The sequence below is a fragment of the Leucobacter edaphi genome (assembly GCF_016522535.1).
GTDB lineage: Bacteria > Actinomycetota > Actinomycetes > Actinomycetales > Microbacteriaceae > Leucobacter > Leucobacter edaphi.
In genome coordinates, this window is record NZ_JAEHOI010000002.1 from 383,231 (window position 1) to 402,655 (window position 19,425).

The window sequence follows — 19,425 nt, forward strand, 5'->3', positions numbered from 1 at the left end:
GTGCCCCCGGCAGGATTCGAACCTGCGACCAACGGATTAGAAGGCCGTTGCTCTATCCACTGAGCTACGGAGGCGACGCATCGAGCGTACACCGTGAGCGGCCCCGCCCTCGCACGCCGAGGCCCAGTCGGGATTCCGGCGTTGCGATCGCCGCACCGTAGAGGTACAGTCGTGCTAAATCAATTGGAGGGGTGGTCACATGATCCTGGCAGCGATTGTCGCGTGTGAAGTCGCGTTTTGGATCGTGCTCGTCGGCGGCCTGTCCGCCCGGTACCTGGCGCGAAAACCTCGTCTCGGAGCGGCACTCCTGCTCCTCGTCCCGGTCATCGACGTCGCGCTGCTCAGTCTCGTCGCGATCGACCTTCTCCGAGGCGCGACGGCCTCCTGGGAACACGGCCTCGCGGCGATCTACCTCGGCCTTTCCGTTGCCTACGGTCGACGCATGGTTGCCTGGGCCGACGTGCGCTTCGCGCATCGGTTCTCCGGGGGTCCCGCCCCGGAGCAGCTCACGGGCAGGCGCTACACCGTGGCGTGCTGGCAGAACGTCGGCAGGACGGTGATCATGGTCGTGATCGCCGCCGCGGTGCTCGGGGGACTGATCCTTCTGGTTTCGGACCCCACGCGCACCGCCGCGCTGTCCGACTTCTTCCGGGTCCTCGGGATCATCTTCGCGATCGACTTCCTCTGGGCGGTCGGCTACACGATCTGGCCGAAGCCGGATGCGCCAGCGACCCACGGTGAGTCCTCGGATCGTGAGGTGTCCGTTCACGCCGCGAGTGCGGGGGAGCGAGGCCCGGGAGCGGGGAGCTGATGCCCAGGCGGATCGATCACGGCAAGCGCGACGAGGAGATCGCGGATGCATCGCTTCGGGTGCTCGAGCGCGAGGGGCTCGCCGGGCTGTCCGTGCGAAAGGTGGCCGAGGAGGCGGGGATCGCCCCGGCATCCCTGCGGCGCGCGTTCCCCACCCAACAGGCGCTGAGAGATCGCTGCCTCGAGATCATCGAGGAGCGGACCACCGCGCGCATCATGGCGAGTTCTGCGACGGGTCGCGCTCGCGTGGAACACCTGTTGGCTCAGCTCCTCCCGGTCGACGGCGAACGGCGTCTCGAGCTCATCGCCCAATTGCAGCTCAGCATGCTCGCCCTGACCGACGAGCGCACTCGCGGGGCAGCGGAGCGATTGAGCCAGGGTGTGCAGCGAGCGTGCGTCGCGGCGATCACCCTGCTCGCGGACGCCGGAGAATTGAGTGCCGACCGCGACCCGTCACTTGAGGCGGAACGCCTGCGCGCCCTCCTCGACGGGCTCGCGATGCGGGGTGTGTGGGCCAACTCCGCCATCGATGGCGAGGGGCTCACGCGGGTGCTGGGTGCCCATCTCGACGAGCTCGCGCTCCCCGCAGCACGGACCGCACAGGCCGCGCCGCGGGCCGAGGACCCGAGCGGGCAGTGAGGCCGCACAGCTCGAGCATTCCGCGCGAGCGATCAGCCCTTCGCGGCCTTCGCGGCCGCCTTCGCAGCGCGCTTGGTCTCGCGCACCTTCGCGAGCGTCTCAGGTGAGGTGATGTCGGCAACGGACCGGAAGCTGTCCTCCTCGCCGTACGGGGTGGACGCCTCGCGCCAGCCCGCGCCGTCGAACCCGCACTGCTTCCCGAGCAGCGCCAGGAAGATACGCGCCTTCTGATCCCCGAAGCCGGGCAGCGCCTTTAGCCGCTTGAGTACCTCGCGCCCGTCAGGATCCCCATCCGTCCAGATCGCGGCGGCGTTTCCGTCCCACTTCTCCACGATCGCGGAGGCGAGCGACTGCACCCGCTCCGCCATCGAGCCGGGGAAGCGGTGCACCGCGGGCGTCTCCTTGAACGCCGCGGCGAACGCCTCAGGATCGGCGGCCGCGATGTGCGCGGGAGTGACCTCGCCGGTGCGCTGCTCGATTTTGAGCGGCCCCGAGAACGCGAGTTCCATGGCGACCTGCTGATCGAGCAGCATGCCGATCAGCAGGGCGAAGGGGTTCTCGCTGAGCAGGTGGTCCGCGGCGGCGTCATCGGTGAGGTGGAGCTCCATGCCACCCAGTATTGCACCGCGAGTGTCATCGCATGCTGTGCTGATGGAGAGCCGTTGGAACAACTCTCCGCCTGGAGAACCGTGCGGGAAGGCGGTGCTCGATGCCGTCGGCTGGCCCACGGGCACTTGGTTAGTCTGTGTGTAATGACTGCTGAAAGTTTCAGACTCGACACGGCGACCGCGCCCATTGCCGTCCGTGTTTGGGGTGATGGCCCAGCTATCGTGCTCGTCCCTGGAGGGCTGCAGACGGCAGCAGATTTTGACCGGCTCGCCTCGCATTTAGCAGGTGACTTCACAGCGATCGCGGTTGATCGTCGCGGACGAGGCGACAGCCGTGATCTCCCGCCGTTGGGCGGCCTCGACGCCGAGGCTCATGACATCCTCGCCGTGACACGGGCGTTCGATGCCCAGTTGCTGTTTGGCCTGTCGAGTGGCGCTCTCATCGCGCTCAGGGCTGCGGAACTTGCATCGGAGGATCTCGATGCCGTCGTGCTCTACGAACCCCCGCTCGCAACTCCGGAATATGCGAACGATTTTGATTGGATTGATGACGTTGGGGAGTTGCTCAACGCTGGTCGATGCGTCGATGCCCTCACGCTGATGATTGAAGTCATCGCTGACCACCCGATCGTCCGGTTGCTGCCGCGCAGCGTTCTGCGTTTCGCATCGAAGGTTGCAATCCGATTCGGCAGGAGCGCGAACGGTGATCCGCTATCGGTAATTGTTCCCACATTTGCGCAGGACGCGAGGGTGGTTCAGGAGGCTCGCGAGACTGCTCGGCAGTTGCCCGCGGGCAAGACCCGGTTCTTGCTCGTAAATGGTGATCGCGCCGCCGAACCCCTTGTTGGCGCACTCGACGCCCTCGACCGAAGCCTGCCCTCTACCGAGCGCCGCACCCTTTCACGGGTGGGCCACCTGGGCGCTGTAAACGGCGGGAAACCGGCAAGAGTCGCCGTGCTGCTCAGAGAGTTCTTTGCGCGATCCGTGCAATAGCAACACCAATCAGGAAGTCTCATGCGTGCACGAGAAGCGTGTTTGCTGAGTCAATAACGCGGAGAGGTGAAAAGCACGTGTTCAGTTCGGTGAACTCCTGATAGCTGGCTCAGCGAGTTTTACACCGCGAAGGTGAACGACGGGGCGATGTCGCCAGAACGCCCCCGATCCTGATCAGTTCCGAGATGACGAGAATTCGATGGCAGCGAGCGCAATTGCAATCTCGCGACAGTCGCTTTCGGTCAGATGGCGTGCAAACGGCTTTTGGGAATGCGGGAACCGGATCGGGCCGAACACGAACGCCAGGCCCAATTTGCCTCACAACAACCGACGAGGGCGGGGCCCAGGCTTTCGCCCGAGCCCCGCCCTCGCGGAGCGGATGATCCTTAGAACTGGTTCATCGTGTTGTCCTTGCCGCCGGCCTTGAGGGCCGCGTCGCCGGCGAAGTACTCCTTGTGGTTGTCACCGATGTCGCTGCCGGCCATGTTCTGGTGCTTGACCGTCGCGATGCCCTCGCGGATCTCGCGGCGCTGCACGTCGCGGACGTAGGTGAGCATGCCCTCGTCGCCGAAGTAGCCCTTGGCGAGGTTGTCGGTCGACAGCGCCGCCGTATGGTAGGTCGGCAGGGTGATGAGGTGGTGGAAGATGCCGGCGCGGGCGGAGCCGTCGCGCTGGAAGGTGCGGATCTTCTCATCGGCGATCTCGGCGAGCTCGGTGCCGTCGTACTCGGTGCTCATGAGCTTGTCGCGATCGTATGCGGACACGTCCTTGCCGGCCTCGGCGAGCGCGTCGTATGCCTGCTGACGGAAGTTGAGGGTCCAGTTGAACGAGGGGCTGTTGTTGTAGACGAGCTTCGCGTTCGGGATCTCCTCGCGGATGCGATCGACCATCGAGGCGATCTGCTCGACGTGCGGCTTCTCGGTCTCGATCCAGAGGAGGTCAGCGCCGTTCCTGAGGGAGGTGATGCAGTCGAGGACGCAGCGGTCCTCGCCGGTGCCCTTGCGGAACTGGTAGAGGTTGCTCGCGAGGCGCTTCGGGCGGAGGAGCTTGCCGTCCCGCTTGATGACGACGTCGCCGTTGCCGAGCTCGGCCTCGGAGATCTCCTCGACGTCGAGGAACGAGTTGTACTGGTCGCCCAGGTCGCCCGGGGTCTGGGTGACGGCGAGCTTCTGGGTGAGGCCTGCGCCGAGCGAGTCGGTGCGGGCGACGATCACGCCGTTGTCGATGCCGAGCTCGAGGAAGGCGTAGCGGACCGCGTTGAGCTTCGCGATGAAGTCCTCGTGGGGGACCGTGACCTTGCCGTCCTGGTGGCCGCACTGCTTCTCGTCGGAGACCTGGTTCTCGATCTGGATCGCGCATGCGCCAGCCTCGATCATCTTCTTGGCGAGGAGGTAGGTGGCCTCCGGGTTGCCGAAGCCGGCGTCGATGTCGGCGATGATCGGGACGACGTGGGTCTCGAAGTTGTCGATCTGCGACTGGATGAACTCGACCGCGGTCTCGTCGCCGGCGACGCGTGCGTCGTCGAGCTGCGTGAAGAGGAGGTCGAGCTCGCGGGCGTCGGCCTGGCGGAGGAAGGTGTACAGCTCCTCGATGAGCGCGGGGACCGAGGTCTTCTCGTGCATCGACTGATCGGGGAGGGGGCCGAACTCGGAGCGGAGCGCCGCGACCATCCAGCCGGAGAGGTACAGGTAGCGCTTGTTCGTCGTCTTGAGGTGCTTCTTGATCGAGATCAGCTTCTGCTGGCCGATGAAGCCGTGCCACACGCCGAGCGACTGCGTGTAGACGGAGGAGTCGTTGTCGTACTCGGCCATGTCGCGGCGCATGATGTCCGCGGTGTACTGGGCGATCTCGAGGCCGGTCTTGAAGCGATTCTGCGCCCGCATACGTGCGACGTACTCGGGGTTGATCGCATCCCACGCGCTGCCGTTCTCCTCCTTGAGGGCCTGCACTGCCTCGATGTCCTGCTGGAACGCGCTCATTCTGTGTCCTTTGCGTCTGGGCTTCCGGCCGCGGTCATTGCGTGCCGGTTGGGGTACTTCCTACTTTGGGGTACCCGGGACACCCACGCCCGGCGTTTCCGGGGGTGAAGATTCCCGTTATTTCTGCTTTATGGAAGTTTGAGGCGTTGGATCAGGGGTTGCGGCCGGGAAAAAGCACGAAACGGGCCCCGCGGAGTGAATTCCGGGGGCCCGTTCCGTGACGCGGTGGAGCGCTCGCGCTAGTCGAAGCGGTTCACCATCGCGAGCGCGGCTCGCTCGATGTAGTCGCGGAAGGCCGCGTCGTGCATGGGCGGCAGCTCCGCGGCGTCGAGGGCCGCGTGCATGTGCCGCAGCCAATGCTCCTTCGCCTCGGGGGTGACGGGGAACGGGGCGTGCCGCATGCGCAGGCGAGGATGGCCCCGCTCCTCGGAGTACGCGGTCGGTCCTCCCCAGTACTGCTCGAGGAAGGTGCGGAGGCGCCACTCGGCCCCCTCCCAGTCCTCGTCGGGGTACATGGGGGCGAGCACCTCGTCCTCCCGAACCCGTCGGTAGAACTCGGACGCAATGCGCTCGAAGGTGGGGGTGCCGCCGACCTGCTGCCAGAGCGTCTCCGTCACGGCGTCGCCCTGTTCGCCGGAGCGGAGGGTGAGTCGCGGTGCCGGGGGCCCCGCCTGCTCGTTCTCGCTCACTTCTGACCTCCCTGCTGCTTGGGCAGCTCGTCCGCGAGTTTGATATCAGCGTCCTTGAAGCGGCGCCTGATCTCAGCACGGATCCCGCGCTGCACCTCCCACTGGGCCTCCGGTCGGGTGCGCACCGCGAGGCGGAGCGTCGCCCGATCCCCGAATACGCTCTCGAGGCCGAGGACCTCGGGCTCTCCCGTGACCTTCCTGGCGTACTTCTCGGAACGCATGAGCGCCTGCGCGGACTCGACCATCAGCTCGGACACGTTGCCGAGATCCTGGTGGGCGTCGACGGTGACGTCGACGAGCGCCCTGCCCCAGCCCTGCGACGAGTTGCCGAGCGTGAGGATCTCGCCGTTGCGGATGAACCACAGCGTCCCGTCGATCGCGCGCACCTGGGTCACGCGGATGCCCACGTCTTCCACGGTGCCGCTGATCTCGCCCGTTGTGACGTAGTCGCCCACGCCGAACTGGTCCTCGAACACCATGAAGATGCCGTTGAGGATGTCCTTCACGAGGTTTTGCGCCCCGAACGCGAGACCGGCTGCGACGATGCCGGCTGAGGTGAGCACCGCCCCGAGGTTCACCCCGAGCTGGTTCAGGATCAGGATCATCGCAATGATCGCGATGATCCAGGTGATGAGTACCCTGCCGACGGTACCGAGCGTGCGCGTGCGCTGGACGGCGCGCGCGTTCACATACGGCGCTGACTGCATCTCCGACGTCGTGTCGACGTCCTGGGCGCGCTTCACGCCTCGGACGATCTGCGTCACCGCGCGCATGAGTAGTCGGCGCAGCACCCAGTTCAGGATCACCGCGCAGATGATGATCGCGGCGATCATCAGCGGGCGGTGGTAGGTGGTCAGGAACTCCTGAAAGGCATTCCCGACCACCTTCTCCACCTGCTCGGCCTCTGCGAAGAAGTTCACCTAGTTCTCCTGGTCGGCTGCCTGCACGCGGAGGGCGCGCTCGACGCCGGCGAGATGCTCGGTGATCATCCGGCGAAGCGCCGCCGGAGCCTCGGGGTTCGCACCGAGCCACTCGCGCGTCGCCGTGGCGAGCGCCTCGTTCGCGAGCGGCGACGGGTAGAAGCCCTCGACGAGTTCCTCGGTGATCGCGTAGCTCCGCGACTCCCACACGGGCAGGAGCGCCGCGAAGAAGCGGGGCACGTAGGCCTCGAGCAGGCCGAGGTCCTGGGCCCGCGTGAAGCCGAGCCCCGTGGCGCGCACGATCGCGTTCGGCTTGTCCGTCTCATCGAACACTGAGGCCCATGCCTTCGCCTTGGCCTCCGCGGTCGGCAGCGCGGCGCGCGCGTGCGCGGCGGACTGGTTGCCCGTCGCCGTGCGGTCCTCCGCGAGGCGTGCCTCGATCTGCTCCTCCGTGGCGCGACCGCCGGCGGCGAGCGCGATGAGGAGCTCCCAGCCGAGATCGGTGTCGATGTCGAGCCCGTCGAGCGGGAGCGCGCCGTCAAACAGGCGCTGCACGGTGTCGAGCTGCTCGTCGGTCGCGGCGAGCTGCCCGAACGCCTTCACGAACTGGAACTGGTTGTCGGAACCCGGCTCGGCGTCCACCGCGAGCTGCCACAGGGCGTCCGCCACGCGCTCGAGCGTCGCCGCGCGCTTGGCGGGGGCGACGTAGCTCGAGGCCGCGAGGATCAGCTGTCCCAGGACGGTGCGGAGCGTCGTGGAGGCGTTCTCGCGGGAGAGGTGGGCGAGGACGATGTCGACGAAACGGCTCGCGGGGAACTCGCCGTCGCGCGTCGCGTCCCAGAGGGTGCCCCAGAGGAGCGCGCGAGCGAGCGAGTCCTCGACGTTGCCGAGCTGAGCCGCGGCGGTCTGCAGTGAGCGCTCGTCGAGTCGGATCTTCGCGTAGGTGAGATCGTCGTCATTGAGCAGCAGGAGCGCGGGCTGCGGCTTGCCGACGAGTTCGGGCACCTCGGTGCGCTCGCCGGCGACGTCGAGCTCGATGCGCTCAACGCGGCGCACGGCGTCGCCCTCGACCGAGTACAGGCCGATCGCGATCCGGTGGGGCCGGATCGTCGGGTAGTCCGCGATCGCGGTCTGCTCGATCGCGAAGTTCACGAAGTTGCCGTCGTCATCGATATCGAACACGGGCCGGAGCGTGTTGACGCCTGCGGTCTCGAGCCAGAGCTTCGACCACTCAGTGAGATCGCGGCCGCTCTGCGCCTCGAGCTCGACGAGCAGGTCGGGCAGCTCGGTGTTCGAGTGGTTGTGCTTGACGAAGTAGTCGTGCACGCCGCGCATGAACGGCTCGCGGCCGACCCAGGCCACCAGTTGCTTCAGAACCGAGGCCCCCTTGGCGTAGGTGATGCCGTCGAAGTTGGTGAGGACGTCTTCGAGGTCGCGGATCTCCGCGACGATCGGGTGCGTCGAGGGAAGCTGATCCTGCCGGTACGCCCAGGACTTCTCCGAGGCGGCGAAGGTGGTCCAGCACTCGGTCCACTCGGTCGCTTCCGCGACGCCGAGCGTCGACATGTACTCGGCGAAGGACTCGTTGAGCCACAGGTCGTTCCACCAGCGCATCGTGACGAGGTCGCCGAACCACATGTGCGCGAGCTCGTGCAGGATCGTCACGACGCGGCGCTCGCGCATCGCGTCGGTGACCTGGCTGCGGAAGACGTATGCCTCGGTGAAGGTGACCGCGCCGATGTTCTCCATCGCGCCCATGTTGTACTCGGGCACGAACAGCTGGTCGTACTTGTCGAAGGGGTACGGGTAGTCGAACTGCTCCTCGAAGAACGCGAAGCCCTCGCGCGTCTTGTCGAAGATGTAGTCGGAGTCGAGATGCTCGCCGAGCGATTCGCGGCAGAACACGCCGAGGGGGATCGTGCGGCCGTCGCGGCTCGTGAGCTCGGAGCGCACCACGCGGTAGGGCCCGGCGATGAGCGCGGTGATGTAGCTCGACATGACCGGGGTCGGCTCGAACGCCCACGTGGCGATGGCCTCACCGTTCGCCTCGCCCGCGGGCGTGGGCTCGGGAGTGGGCTGGTTGCTGACCACCTGCCAGCGCGCCGGTGCGGTGATCGTGAACTCGAACGTGGCCTTGAGGTCAGGCTGCTCGAACACCGGGAACATCCGCCGGGAGTCCGGAACCTCGAACTGCGAGTAGAGGTAGACCTCGCCGTCGACGGGATCGACGAAGCGGTGCAGGCCCTCGCCCGTGTTGGTGTACCGCTGCGTCGAGCGGATGCGGACCGTGTTCTGGGCGGCGAGCGCCGGCAGCTGGATCCGGGAATCGGCGAAGGCCGTCGCGGGATCGACGGAGGCGCCGTTGAGCTCGATGCTCTCCACGGAGTCCGCGATCACATCGATGAAGGTCGTCGCGCCCTCCTGCGCGGCGAATTCGATCGTGGTGTCGGCCGCGAAGGTTTCGGGGCTCGTCGTGAGGTCGAGCGCGACACGATAGGTGTCGAGCGTAACGGTTGCGGCGCGCTCCTGCGCTTCGACGCGGGTGAGATTCGTTCCTGGCACGTGTACTCCTGCGACTCGGTTCAAATAGACCGTTCCAGCCTATGCCCGTGGGCCTGATCGCTGCCCGGCGAGTCCCGGGGAAAGTGGATGAAACGCCCGCAAAGTCCGCTTTTCCACAGGCGGGATCGCGTTCGGCGAACACCCTGTGCTCAGCGATTCCGCTCGGCTAGGCTTGCCGCATGAGCACCGATACCCCCGCCGTTGAGTTCTGGTTCGATCCGATCTGCCCGTGGTGCTGGATGACCAGCCGCTGGGCCGACGAGGTATCGAAGGCACGGGGGTTCGATATCGAGTGGCACCCGATCAGCCTGGAGATCATCAACGAGGGCCGCGAGCCGAACGATCACGCTGAGAGCTACGCGCAGGGCCGCCGCATGGGCCGCGTCGTCGAGGCCGCGCGCCGCGCAGTGGGGGAGCAGATCGTCGGCAAGCTCTACACCGAGCTCGGCACCCGGATCCACCCGGGCGGCCAGCGCGACACCGAGACCATCATCGCCGAGTCGCTGCAGGCGATGGGGCTCGACGAGGGCCTCGCCGCTGCGGCAGATGACGAGCAGTACGACGCTCAGCTGCGCGAGAACACCGATCACGCGCTGGACATTGCAGGACCCGACGTTGGCGTGCCGATCATTTCGATCGACGGGGTCGACTTCTTCGGTCCCGTCGTCACTCCGGCGCCCTCGGGGGAGCAGGCGCTCAAGCTGTGGGACGGGATCTACGCCGCCGCGAGCGTTGACGGCTTCTACGAGCTGAAGCGCGGCCGCAAGGTCGGACCGCAGTTCTGATCCCCGGTCCGGGTAGAATTCCAGGCATGCGCATCCACGTCGCCACCGACCACGCCGGACTCGAATTCAGCACGCAGTTGCAGCAGCACCTGCGCGAGCAGGGGCACGAGGTGATCGACCACGGCCCGGCCGAGTACGACGCCCTCGACGACTACCCGTCGTTCTGTATCAACGCTGCGATCGGGGTCGCGCGCGACGAGCGGGACGGGGTCGAGGCACTCGGCGTCGTGTTCGGCGGTTCGGGCAACGGCGAGCAGATGGCGGCGAACAAGGTCGAGGGGATCCGCGCGGCGCTCGTGTGGAACGAGTCGACGGCGGAACTCGCCCGTGAACACAACAACGCCAACGTGATTTCCATTGGCGCGCGCCAGCACTCGGTGGAAGACGCGATCCGTTTCATCGATCTCTTCATCGCGACGCCGTTCCCCGGCGACGAGCGCCACGTGCGCCGCATCGGCCAGCTCGGTGAGTACGAGCGCACCGGACTCATCGCGGGCAAGCAGGTCGACGCGCTGTAGGTTGTGGGCGGGGCCGTCGCGTTCGCGCGGCGGCCCTCGCCGTTTTCTTCGAGCCCGACGTCAGCCGGGCGCAGAATCAGGAGGCGAAGTGCCCGAGGGCCATTCCGTACACAGGATCGCGCGCCAGTTCACCGCCAATTTCGTGGGAACCGCGCCCGAGGTCACGAGTCCGCAGGGCCGATTCGCGCTCGGGGCGGAGCAGCTGACGGGGCGGGAAATGACCGATGCGCGCGCCGTCGGCAAGCAGATGTTCCTCGAATTCTCGGGGGACCGGTGGCTCCGCGTGCACCTCGGGATCTACGGGGCGTGGGATTTCGCCGGTGAGGTGCGGATCGATCCGTCGATTCAGATTCACGGGCACACCCCCGGGCACTCGAAACTCGGGCAGAACGGTGAGAACGCCGGCCCGGGTGGCCCCAAGCCGGTCGACCGCGACGCCGAGGACTCGGTCACCTCGATCGGCGCGCCCCGCAGAACCCGCGTGCGCATGGCAGAGGCGGACAAGGAAGGCGAGATCGCCGGCGCTTTCCCGCCGGATCCGGTGGGTCAGGTGCGCGTTCGACTCCTCAACGAAACGGTGTGCGCGGATCTGCGCGGCCCCACTGCCTGCGAGGTGCTGACGCCCGCGGAGGTCGACGCGGTCGTGCAGCGCCTCGGCCCCGACCCCGCGAACGCGAACACGCCGACCGAGCGGGATCGCTTCGTGACCCGTGCCGGGAAGAAGCGCACGCCTATCGGGCTCGTGCTCATGGACCAGTCGGTCGTCGCGGGAATCGGGAACGTGTACCGCGCCGAGATGCTCTTCCGCGCCGGTCTCGACCCGCACCAGCCCGCGAACACGGTGGATCGCACCGTGCTCGAATCGCTCTGGGACGACTGGGCCGCTCTGCTCGACACGGGGATCACGGTCGGCCAGATGATGACGATCGACGGGCTCGAGGGCGCGGACTACGAGCGGGCGCTCGTGGAGCGCGACGAGCGGCACTGGGTGTACAAGCTCGAGGGGCAGCCGTGCAAGCGGTGCGGCACGCTGATCCAGCTCGAGGAATTTGGGGGACGGAAGCTCTACTGGTGTCCGAAGTGCCAGAGCTGAGGGACGCGGATCGGCGGGCGCTTAGCTCCCGGTGCTGAAGATCGCCGCGAACACGGTCACCGTGTAGAGGGCGACGGTCGCGAGGGCGAAGCCCACGAGGACGACCGAAGACAGCGCCGCGACGCCCAGTACCGAGCCGGTCACGATCTCGCGTGAGGTGGTCTGCTCGGCCTCGACCGAAGGGATGTCCTCGATCTGCGCGCTCTCGGCGACGTACTCTGCCGTGATGTTCTCAGCCATGCGTCAATGATAACGGAAAGGTCACGGGAATTCGGTGGCAACACGATGCGCGTTTCCTGAACTCCTCGGCCCGGATCGAGCGGGGATCCAACACGACGAGTTTCAGGCGGCCAGGATCGCGAGTCCCGAGTTCGGCGAGGCGATTGGCGCGGCGCGTCGCCGGCGGAAAACGCGCGGGCGAGGCCTGGGCGCGGGGGCGCCCGGAATGTGGCATAATTGATCCTTGTGCCACGGTGCGGTACTGCCGCGAGGGTCCGCACGAACCGTGAGCCCAACACCTTTTACTTTTCGAAATTCCGCGTTCCAGCTTGCGGTGGGCGCAGAGAGAGATCAAGATGCAGAAGCTCGACCACGTCGATGCCGCGTCGCTGAAGAGCGACATTCCCGAGTTCCGTGCCGGCGACACCGTCAAGGTGCACGTCAACATCGTCGAGGGCAACCGCTCGCGTGTCCAGGTGTTCCAGGGCATCGTGATCGCCCGCCACGGCGAGGGCGTCCGCGAGACCTTCACGGTCCGCAAGATCAGCTTCCAGGTGGGTGTCGAGCGTAAGTTCCCGATCCACTCCCCGGCGATCGACAAGATCGAGGTCGTCTCCAAGGGTGACGTCCGCCGCGCGAAGCTCTACTACCTCCGCGGTCTCACCGGCAAGAAGGCCAAGATCAAGGAGAAGCGCGACCGCTAAGCGGAACCGCTTCGCGGCGTCACCTGGCGCCGCGAAGATCCACTCTCAGGCTCCCTCCCGATTGGGTATGGGAGCCTGAGGTGTCTTACGCAGCCCCGTGGGGCGATGAACATCGAGCGACAGGAACAGCCAGATGAGCGATTCGGCGAGCACCTCCCGCCAGCGGCGAGGGGGCGGCGGCTTCCTCGGCTTCCTCAGGGATCTCGCGATCATCGTGATCGTCGCCTTCGTCGCGTCCTTCCTGCTGAAAACGTTCCTCGTCCGGAGCTTCTTCATTCCGTCGCAGTCGATGGAGGAGACGCTCAAGATCGACGACCGCATCCTCGTCAACCAGCTCGTCCCCGACGTGATGGACGTGAAGCGGGGCGACATCGTGGTGTTCAAGGATCCGGGCGGCTGGCTCTACCCGAGCTCCACGAACCCGCCCACCGGGCTCGAGAAGTTTATGCAGACGATCGGCCTCGCGGCGGATACCAGCCACGAGTACGTGGTGAAACGCGTGATCGGCGTGGGCGGCGACCACGTGGCCTGCTGCGACGCGCAGGGCCGCGTGACCGTGAACGGCGTGCCGCTCGACGAGCCCTACATCCATCTGCCCCAGGGCGAGACCCGAGCGTCGGGTATCGATTTCGATGTCACGGTGCCGAAGGGCTCGGTCTGGGTGATGGGCGACAACCGCTACCAGAGCAAGGACTCGCGGTACAACCAGGATCAGCCTGGCAAGGGTTTCGTGCCGGAGAAGGAGATCGTCGGCCGGGCGTTCTTCCGCAACTGGCCGCTCGATCGCATGAGTTGGCTGGGCCGCCCCGACGCGACGTTCACCGGCGTCGAGCAGGCGAAGTCGAGCGGGAACTAGCGCGTGGCCGCCGGGGCTGACGTCTCGAAGGATCCGACGCTGCTCGTCGAGCGGTCCCTGTTCGCGGAAGGGGCCTCGCTCGTGATCGGCGTCGACGAGGTCGGCCGCGGAGCGGTCGCTGGGCCCGTCGCGGTCGGGGTGCACGCGGTGGTCGCGGGCACCGAGACGTTTCCCGAGGGCCTGCGCGACTCGAAGCTGCTCAGCGAGAAGAAGCGGGACGTGATCGCCCCGCTCGTGCACGAGTGGGGTGCCGGCGCCGTCGGTTTTGCGAGCGCCGAGGAGATCGATCACGCAGGGATCGGAGCGTGCCTCGCGGAATCGGCGCGGCGGGCGCTCCTCGAACTGCACCGCGCTGGCGTGCCGGTGGGGCGCGCGGTGATTCTCCTCGACGGCTCGCACGACTGGCTGACGCCGGCGCTCAAGCGCCCGCTCGAGATCCGCACGATGGTGGGCGCGGATCGCCAGTGCGCGAGCGTGGCCGCGGCGTCCGTCCGGGCGAAGGTCGCGCGCGACGCGCTCATGCGTGAGGCGCACGAGGCGCATCCCGAGTACGGCTGGGCCTCCAACAAGGGGTACGGGGCGAAGGCGCACTACGAAGCGATCGCCGCGCACGGTCTCACCGAACTGCATCGAGCGACCTGGATCAAGCACTGATCAGCCGTTCGATTCTCGGCTTGCGGGTCGAGCCGCCTCGCAACGCGTCCGTGTCGGTGGCGCGCGCTAGGCTGGATGAGTGACCTCGCAAACCATCACCTCGGACTCGCCGATCGGCGTGTTCGACTCGGGTGTCGGCGGTCTCACGGTCGCCAGGGCGATCCGGGACCAGCTGCCGAGCGAGTCGATGATCTACGTCGGAGATACGGCGCGCACGCCCTACGGCCCGCGTCCGATCGCCGAGGTGCGTCGGTTCGCACTCGAGATCCTCGACGATCTCGTGGCGCAGGGCGTGAAGATGCTCGTGATCGCGTGCAACACGGCGTCGGCCGCCGTGCTGCGCGACGCCCGCGAGCGATACGACGTCCCCGTCATCGAGGTGATTGCACCGACCGTGCGGAGCGCGATGTCGATCACGCGCAACGGCAGGGTCGGGCTCATCGGCACGCGCGGCACGATCCAGTCCCGCGCCTACGACGACCTCTTCGCCATGCGCCCGGACATCGAACTCACCTCGGCGGCGGCACCCCGCTTCGTCGAGCTCGTGGAGGCGGGCGAGACCTCGGGTCCCGGCGTCATCGAGACCGCTGAGGAGTACCTGGCGCCCCTCGTGAGCGCTGGTATCGACACGCTCGTGCTCGGCTGCACCCACTACCCGTTCCTGCGCGGCGCCATCCGCCAGGTGGTCGGGCCGGATGTGGCGCTCGTGTCGAGCGACATCGAGACGGCCGGCGTGGTGTACGAGGTCCTCACGGCGCGGGGGCTGCTCAGGCCGGCCTCCTCGGGGGAGCCGGTGCTGCGCTATGAGGCCACCGGCACCGACACGGAGCACTTCGTCGAGCTGGCGAAGCGGATGCTCGGCATCGGCATCGATTCCGTCGACCGCGTGCAGACCGGCATCATCGCCGCCACCGACTAACAGGCTTTTCGTCCCACCCATCACCGAGCAGGAAGAGGGAAACCGACCATGAGCGACCTCACGCGGGCCGACGGCCGCACCCCCGAACAGATGCGCGCCGTCACGATCGAGCGCGGCTGGAGCGAGCAGGCCGAGGGCAGCGCCCTCATCTCCTTCGGCCGCACGAAGGTGCTGTGCACGGCGTCCTTCACCCCCGGCGTTCCGCGCTGGCTGACCGGCAAGGGGACCGGCTGGGTCACCGCCGAGTACGCCATGCTGCCGCGCTCCACGAACGATCGCATGCAGCGCGAGTCCGTGCGGGGCAAGATCGGCGGACGCACCCACGAGATTTCCCGTCTGATCGGGCGCAGCCTGCGCGCGGTCATCGACACGAAGGCGCTCGGCGAGAACACGATCGTGATCGACTGCGACGTGCTCCAGGCCGACGGCGGCACCCGCACGGCATCCATCACGGGAGCCTACGTCGCCCTCGCGGAGGCGATCTCCTGGGCCCGCGCCGAGGGGCACATCGCCAAGAAGGCGCAACCGCTGAAGGACAGCGTCGCCGCAGTGTCCGTCGGCATCGTCGGCGGAACCCCGATGAGTGATCTCGCCTACGTCGAGGACTCGCGCGCCGAGACCGATATGAACGTCGTGGTCACCGGATCGGGAGATTTTGTCGAGGTGCAGGGCACCGCCGAGGGCGTGCCCTTCAACCGGGCGGAACTCGACGCCCTGCTCGATCTCGCCCTCGCGAGCGCGAGCGAGCTCTCCGAGCTGCAGCGCGCTGTGCTGTCCGAGGCGGCGTGATCATGGGTGCCACGGTCGTCCTCGCCTCTCACAACGCGCACAAGCTCGAGGAGCTCCGCAGGATCCTCGGCCCGCTCATTCCGGGCATCGAACTGATCGGGTACGACGGCCCTGAGCCGGTCGAGGACGGCCTGAGCTTCGAGGAGAACGCCCTGCTCAAGGCGCGGGCCGCGGCGGAACACACGGGTCTCCCCGCGATCGCGGACGATTCGGGGATCGCCGTCGACGTGCTGGGCGGCTGCCCTGGCATCTTCTCGGCCCGCTGGGGCGGCCCGGCCCGCAGCGACTCCGCGAACGTCGAGCTGCTGCTGTGGCAGCTCAGCGACGTCGCCGACGATCACCGGCAGGCCGGCTTCGTCTGCGCCGCGGCGCTCGTCATGCCCGATGGCGCGCAGGCCACGAGGCTCGGCGTGTGGCCGGGCACGGTGCTCCGCGCGCCGGCCGGGGCAGGCGGGTTCGGCTACGACCCGGTGTTCCAGCCTCAGGGCGAGACCAGGTCGGCAGCCGAGCTGACGCCAGCCGAGAAAGACCTGCTGTCGCACCGGACGCGCGCGTTCTCCGCGCTCGCGGAGGAGATCCGAGAGCGGGTCGACGGCGCGGAATCCGTAGCGAACTAGAGCACTGAGAGAGGGAACGTCGTGTCAGACGAAGTGCAGGGCGGGCTCGTACGCCCGGCCGTGACCGAGGCCGATGCCGTCGTCATCGCCGCCGAGCGATACGGCATCACCGTTACCGCCACTGAACTGGGCAGCAACCAGGATCGCAACTTCCTCCTCGAGGAAGCCGACGGCACGCGAAGCGTGCTGCGCGTCGATCACCCCGTCTTCACCGACGAAGAGCGGGATGCGCAGCATGCCGCGCTTGACGCCTACCGCGCCGCCGGTGTGAGCGTCGCCGGAGTGATCCCCGGGCTGGACGGCGAGGCGACTCAGCGCTGGGGCGGGTTCGCGGTGCGCCGCAGCGAGTTCGCAGCGGGGGAGCCGATGGTGGACCTCGGTTATTTCGCCCCGGTGGTGCTCGCCGAGTTCGGCTCGCTCGCCGCCGCCTCGGTGCTCGCGCTCGCTCAACTGCGGCATCCCGGTCTGGACCGCGCCCACATGTGGGTCATGCGGGCGGCGCTCGACGAGACGATCAAGCTCGCCCCCTCCATCGCAGATGAGGAGCTGCGCGACCGCGTCCTCGCCGCCGCGCTCGAGGCGGGGGAGCAGCTCGCCCTCGTCTCGGACGCGCTGCCGACGCAGGCGATCCACGGTGACCTGACCGACGACAACGTCATGGGTGTGCGCGGCGCGGACTCCCGCGTGCACCCCGCTACGGTCCTCGATCTCGGCGACCTCGCCTACGGTTGGCGCGTTTCCGAGCTCGCGGTGACGGCGTCCTCGATGCTGCATCACGAGCCCGAGCGGCCGCTCCGCCTGCTCGAGACGCTCGACGCGTTCCACGCGGAGGTGCCGCTCGAGGCGAGCGAGGCGCGTGCGCTGTGGCCGCTGATCGTGCTGCGCGCTGCGGTTCTCGTCGCGAGCGGCTGGCACCAGCTGGCGATTGACGGGGACAACGAGTACGCGCGAGAGCGCATCGCTGGTGAACAGGCGATTTTTGACGCGGCGACGTCCATCCCGCTCGTGGAAGCGACCGAGCAGGTGCTCGCGAGGATCGGCTTCCAGGGCCGCCCCGATGGCGCAGGACTCGCGCTCGCGTCGCTGCCCGCTGAGCTGCTCGGCGGGCGGGGAAGCTCGGATTCCGTGCCGCTCGGAGGCCTGATCGTCGGCCTGGACGGCCCCGTGCAGCTGCTGGATCCCGGCGTCGAGTCGGCTGATCTCGCCGGGGGTGCGTGGCTCGCGGAGGACGCCGAGGAGCGGCTCGCCGCGGCGGCGCTCGGTTCCGGTGCCGCCGCTGCCGTGCTGCCCTACGGCGTGTACCGTCTCACGCGCACGGCCGTCGATGCGCCGGACGGCGCGGAGACCTGGCCGATTGGGACCGAGGTCAGGCTGCCCGCCGGCGACGCACTGGGGATCGCAGCCCCCGTCGCCGGGACGGTCGCGGTCGCAAATGAGCGCGGGGCGCTGATCGAGCTCTCCGGCGGCTGGTTCCTCTCGATTGACGGCGTTGTGGTCGATGTGGCGGAGGGCGGGGCGATCGCCCCGGGTGAGGCGATCGGCACGCTCGCGGCTTCGGACCGCCAGCGGAGCCTCGCCGTGACGCTCTGCCGCTCGGACGCGCTTCTCGGTCACGAGCCCCCGATCCTCGCGGTCGATGTCCCGGAGCCCGGCCGGGCACAGCTGGTGGGCCCGGAGCGAGTGCCGGCCTGGTCGCGTTTCACACACGATCCCGCAGCGCTCCTCGACATCGCCGGCCGCGCCGAGCGCGACGAGGCCGGCGATGAGCAAGCGCGCCGCGAGCGGATCTTCGCGAGCGCGCAGGAACGCTACTACGAGCGCCCGATGCAGATCGAACGCGGCTGGAAGCACCACCTCGTCGACACCACGGGTCGCAGCTACATCGACATGGTCAATAACGTCACCGGGCTCGGCCATGGCCATCCCGGGGTTGCGGATGCCGTCAACCGCCAGATCCGGATCCTCAACACGAACTCGCGTTTCCTCTACCGGGAACTCGCGGAGTACAGCGAGCGTCTGCTCGCGCTCCTGCCGGAGAACAGCGGCCTCGACACCGTGCTCCTCGTGAACAGCGGGTCCGAGGCCGTCGACCTCGCGCTGCGGCTCGCCCAGGCGGCGACGGGCCGCAAGACGATCGTCTCCCTGCGCGAGGCGTATCACGGCTGGACCATGGCCTCCGACGCGGTCACCACGAGCGCCTACGACAATCCGTACGCGATCGCCACCCGCCCGGACTGGGTGCACGTCGCCGACGTGCCGAACCGGTTCCGCGGCACCTATCGCGGCGCCGACACCGGCGCGGCATACGCCGCGGACCTCGGGGCCGATCTCGAACGGCTCGCCGCCGATGGCCGTGAGATCGCCGGTTTCATCTGCGAATCGGTCCTCGGGAACGCCGGCGGGGTCCTCCTTCCCGAGGGCTATCTCGCCGACGCCTACGCGCGCGTGCGCGCGGCTGGCGGCCTCTGCATCGCTGATGAGGTCCAGGTCGGTTTCGGCCGCATGGGCTCGAGCTTCTGGGGATTCGAACAGTCGGGAGTGCTCCCCGACCTGATCACGATCGCGAAACCCATGGGCAATGGGTTCCCGATCGGTGGGGTCATCACCTCCAAGAAGATCGCAGACGCGCTCGCCTCGCAGGGCCAGTTCTTCTCCTCGGCCGGGGGAAACCCGCTCAGCTGCCGGGTGGGCCTCGCCGTCCTCGACGCCATGGCAGAGGAAGGTCTCCAGGAGAACGCGCGCGTCGTGGGGGAGCGCCTCGCCGCCGGCTTCCGCTCGCTCGCCGAGAAGCACGCGATCATCGGTCCGGTGCACGGTGAGGGGCTCTACCTCGGCGTGGAACTCGTGCGCGACCGCGAGACGATGGAACCCGCGCAGGCCGAGGCGGCCGCGATCTGCGAGCGACTCAAAGAGCTCGGCGTCGTGGTCCTCACCACCTCCGAGCGCTCGAACGTGCTCAAGGTGAAGCCGCCGCTCTGCCTCACCGCTGAGAGCGCGGACTACGTGGTGGCGGCGCTCGACCTCGTCCTCACCGAGGGCTGGTAACCGCGGCGCCCGAAGGGTCGCTCGAA

19 protein-coding genes and 1 tRNA gene are annotated in these 19,425 nt (G+C 67.9%); 13 read left to right on the plus strand and 7 right to left on the minus strand.

Translation table 11 applies throughout. The annotated features are described in order from the left end of the window. Position 1 precedes the first annotated feature (1 nt). Positions 2–74: transfer RNA gene (locus JD292_RS03085), tRNA-Arg, on the minus strand. 125 nt (positions 75–199) lie between these two features. Here JD292_RS03085 and JD292_RS03090 point away from each other — a divergent pair. Both JD292_RS03090 and JD292_RS03095 read left to right on the plus strand, forming a co-directional pair. Continuing rightward, a complete protein-coding gene (locus JD292_RS03090; RefSeq protein WP_200131259.1) occupies positions 200–811 on the plus strand; it encodes a hypothetical protein in 612 nt (203 codons plus the stop codon). Then, positions 811–1,449, plus strand: coding sequence for a TetR/AcrR family transcriptional regulator (locus JD292_RS03095; RefSeq protein ID WP_200131260.1), 639 nt, complete (start codon positions 811–813; stop codon positions 1,447–1,449). Before JD292_RS03090 ends, JD292_RS03095 begins: the two co-directional genes overlap by 1 nt. A gap of 32 nt (positions 1,450–1,481) precedes the next feature. Here JD292_RS03095 and JD292_RS03100 read toward each other — a convergent pair whose 3' ends face one another. Beyond that, the gene (locus JD292_RS03100; protein WP_200131261.1) at positions 1,482–2,057 is read right to left on the minus strand and encodes an HhH-GPD-type base excision DNA repair protein; all 576 of its coding nucleotides are present in this window, start codon (positions 2,055–2,057) and stop codon (positions 1,482–1,484) included. Between the two features lie 144 nt (positions 2,058–2,201). Between JD292_RS03100 and JD292_RS03105 the strand changes: the two genes are divergently transcribed. Then, entirely contained in the window at positions 2,202–3,050 is an 849-nt protein-coding gene (locus JD292_RS03105) for an alpha/beta fold hydrolase (RefSeq protein ID WP_200131262.1), read from the plus strand. Between the two features lie 386 nt (positions 3,051–3,436). Here the strand turns inward: JD292_RS03105 and JD292_RS03110 are convergent, their stop codons facing one another. From JD292_RS03110 to pepN, 4 genes are all read right to left on the minus strand, one after another. Then, a complete protein-coding gene (locus JD292_RS03110; protein ID WP_200131263.1) occupies positions 3,437–5,029 on the minus strand; it encodes an isocitrate lyase in 1,593 nt (530 codons plus the stop codon). 239 nt (positions 5,030–5,268) lie between these two features. Beyond that, complete coding sequence (locus JD292_RS03115; protein ID WP_369411121.1) at positions 5,269–5,718, minus strand: globin; 450 nt, start codon at positions 5,716–5,718, stop codon at positions 5,269–5,271. Further along, a complete protein-coding gene (locus JD292_RS03120) occupies positions 5,715–6,638 on the minus strand; it encodes a mechanosensitive ion channel family protein (RefSeq protein WP_369411122.1) in 924 nt (307 codons plus the stop codon). The genes JD292_RS03115 and JD292_RS03120 overlap by 4 nt, the downstream gene beginning before the upstream one ends. After that, entirely contained in the window at positions 6,639–9,200 is a 2,562-nt protein-coding gene (gene pepN / locus JD292_RS03125) for an aminopeptidase N (protein WP_200131264.1), read from the minus strand. Between the two features lie 179 nt (positions 9,201–9,379). Here pepN and JD292_RS03130 point away from each other — a divergent pair, with 179 nt between their 5' ends. From JD292_RS03130 to JD292_RS03140, 3 genes are all read left to right on the plus strand, one after another. Further along, positions 9,380–9,985: a mycothiol-dependent nitroreductase Rv2466c family protein gene (locus JD292_RS03130; RefSeq protein WP_200131265.1), complete on the plus strand. Its 606-nt coding sequence runs from the start codon at positions 9,380–9,382 to the stop codon at positions 9,983–9,985. Between the two features lie 26 nt (positions 9,986–10,011). Beyond that, complete coding sequence (locus tag JD292_RS03135) at positions 10,012–10,503, plus strand: ribose-5-phosphate isomerase (protein ID WP_200131266.1); 492 nt, start codon at positions 10,012–10,014, stop codon at positions 10,501–10,503. Positions 10,504–10,591: 88 nt separating this feature from the next. Further along, positions 10,592–11,596 (plus strand): Fpg/Nei family DNA glycosylase, encoded by a 1,005-nt coding sequence (locus JD292_RS03140; protein ID WP_200131267.1) that lies wholly within the window; start codon positions 10,592–10,594, stop codon positions 11,594–11,596. A gap of 21 nt (positions 11,597–11,617) precedes the next feature. Here JD292_RS03140 and JD292_RS03145 read toward each other — a convergent pair whose 3' ends face one another. Continuing rightward, entirely contained in the window at positions 11,618–11,836 is a 219-nt protein-coding gene (locus JD292_RS03145; RefSeq protein ID WP_200131268.1) for a hypothetical protein, read from the minus strand. Positions 11,837–12,171: 335 nt separating this feature from the next. Here JD292_RS03145 and rplS point away from each other — a divergent pair, with 335 nt between their 5' ends. From rplS to JD292_RS03180, 7 genes are all read left to right on the plus strand, one after another. Continuing rightward, positions 12,172–12,519 (plus strand): 50S ribosomal protein L19, encoded by a 348-nt coding sequence (gene rplS, locus JD292_RS03150; protein WP_200131269.1) that lies wholly within the window; start codon positions 12,172–12,174, stop codon positions 12,517–12,519. A 133-nt stretch (positions 12,520–12,652) separates the two neighbouring features. Next, entirely contained in the window at positions 12,653–13,375 is a 723-nt protein-coding gene (gene lepB, locus JD292_RS03155) for a signal peptidase I (protein WP_200131270.1), read from the plus strand. 3 nt (positions 13,376–13,378) lie between these two features. Beyond that, a complete protein-coding gene (rnhB, locus tag JD292_RS03160; RefSeq protein WP_200131271.1) occupies positions 13,379–14,029 on the plus strand; it encodes a ribonuclease HII in 651 nt (216 codons plus the stop codon). 79 nt (positions 14,030–14,108) lie between these two features. Then, the gene (murI, locus tag JD292_RS03165; RefSeq protein WP_200131272.1) at positions 14,109–14,948 is read left to right on the plus strand and encodes a glutamate racemase; all 840 of its coding nucleotides are present in this window, start codon (positions 14,109–14,111) and stop codon (positions 14,946–14,948) included. A gap of 48 nt (positions 14,949–14,996) precedes the next feature. Next, a complete protein-coding gene (gene rph / locus JD292_RS03170; RefSeq protein WP_200131273.1) occupies positions 14,997–15,737 on the plus strand; it encodes a ribonuclease PH in 741 nt (246 codons plus the stop codon). A 2-nt stretch (positions 15,738–15,739) separates the two neighbouring features. Further along, the gene (rdgB, locus tag JD292_RS03175) at positions 15,740–16,354 is read left to right on the plus strand and encodes an RdgB/HAM1 family non-canonical purine NTP pyrophosphatase (RefSeq protein WP_200131274.1); all 615 of its coding nucleotides are present in this window, start codon (positions 15,740–15,742) and stop codon (positions 16,352–16,354) included. Positions 16,355–16,375: 21 nt separating this feature from the next. Then, positions 16,376–19,399, plus strand: coding sequence for an aminotransferase (locus JD292_RS03180; protein WP_200131275.1), 3,024 nt, complete (start codon positions 16,376–16,378; stop codon positions 19,397–19,399). Positions 19,400–19,425 lie beyond the last annotated feature (26 nt).

What these genes read in the sequence shown, in the direction of transcription:
- JD292_RS03090 (WP_200131259.1), top strand. Translation starts at nt 200, where the DNA reads ATGATCCTGGCAGCGATTGTCGCGTGTGAAGTCGCGTTTTGGATCGTG.
- JD292_RS03095 (WP_200131260.1), top strand. Translation starts at nt 811, where the DNA reads ATGCCCAGGCGGATCGATCACGGCAAGCGCGACGAGGAGATCGCGGAT.
- JD292_RS03100 (WP_200131261.1), bottom strand. Translation starts at nt 2,057, where the DNA reads ATGGAGCTCCACCTCACCGATGACGCCGCCGCGGACCACCTGCTCAGC.
- JD292_RS03105 (WP_200131262.1), top strand. Translation starts at nt 2,202, where the DNA reads ATGACTGCTGAAAGTTTCAGACTCGACACGGCGACCGCGCCCATTGCC.
- JD292_RS03110 (WP_200131263.1), bottom strand. Translation starts at nt 5,029, where the DNA reads ATGAGCGCGTTCCAGCAGGACATCGAGGCAGTGCAGGCCCTCAAGGAG.
- JD292_RS03130 (WP_200131265.1), top strand. Translation starts at nt 9,380, where the DNA reads ATGAGCACCGATACCCCCGCCGTTGAGTTCTGGTTCGATCCGATCTGC.
- JD292_RS03135 (WP_200131266.1), top strand. Translation starts at nt 10,012, where the DNA reads ATGCGCATCCACGTCGCCACCGACCACGCCGGACTCGAATTCAGCACG.
- JD292_RS03145 (WP_200131268.1), bottom strand. Translation starts at nt 11,836, where the DNA reads ATGGCTGAGAACATCACGGCAGAGTACGTCGCCGAGAGCGCGCAGATC.
- rplS (WP_200131269.1), top strand. Translation starts at nt 12,172, where the DNA reads ATGCAGAAGCTCGACCACGTCGATGCCGCGTCGCTGAAGAGCGACATT.
- lepB (WP_200131270.1), top strand. Translation starts at nt 12,653, where the DNA reads ATGAGCGATTCGGCGAGCACCTCCCGCCAGCGGCGAGGGGGCGGCGGC.
- rph (WP_200131273.1), top strand. Translation starts at nt 14,997, where the DNA reads ATGAGCGACCTCACGCGGGCCGACGGCCGCACCCCCGAACAGATGCGC.
- rdgB (WP_200131274.1), top strand. Translation starts at nt 15,740, where the DNA reads ATGGGTGCCACGGTCGTCCTCGCCTCTCACAACGCGCACAAGCTCGAG.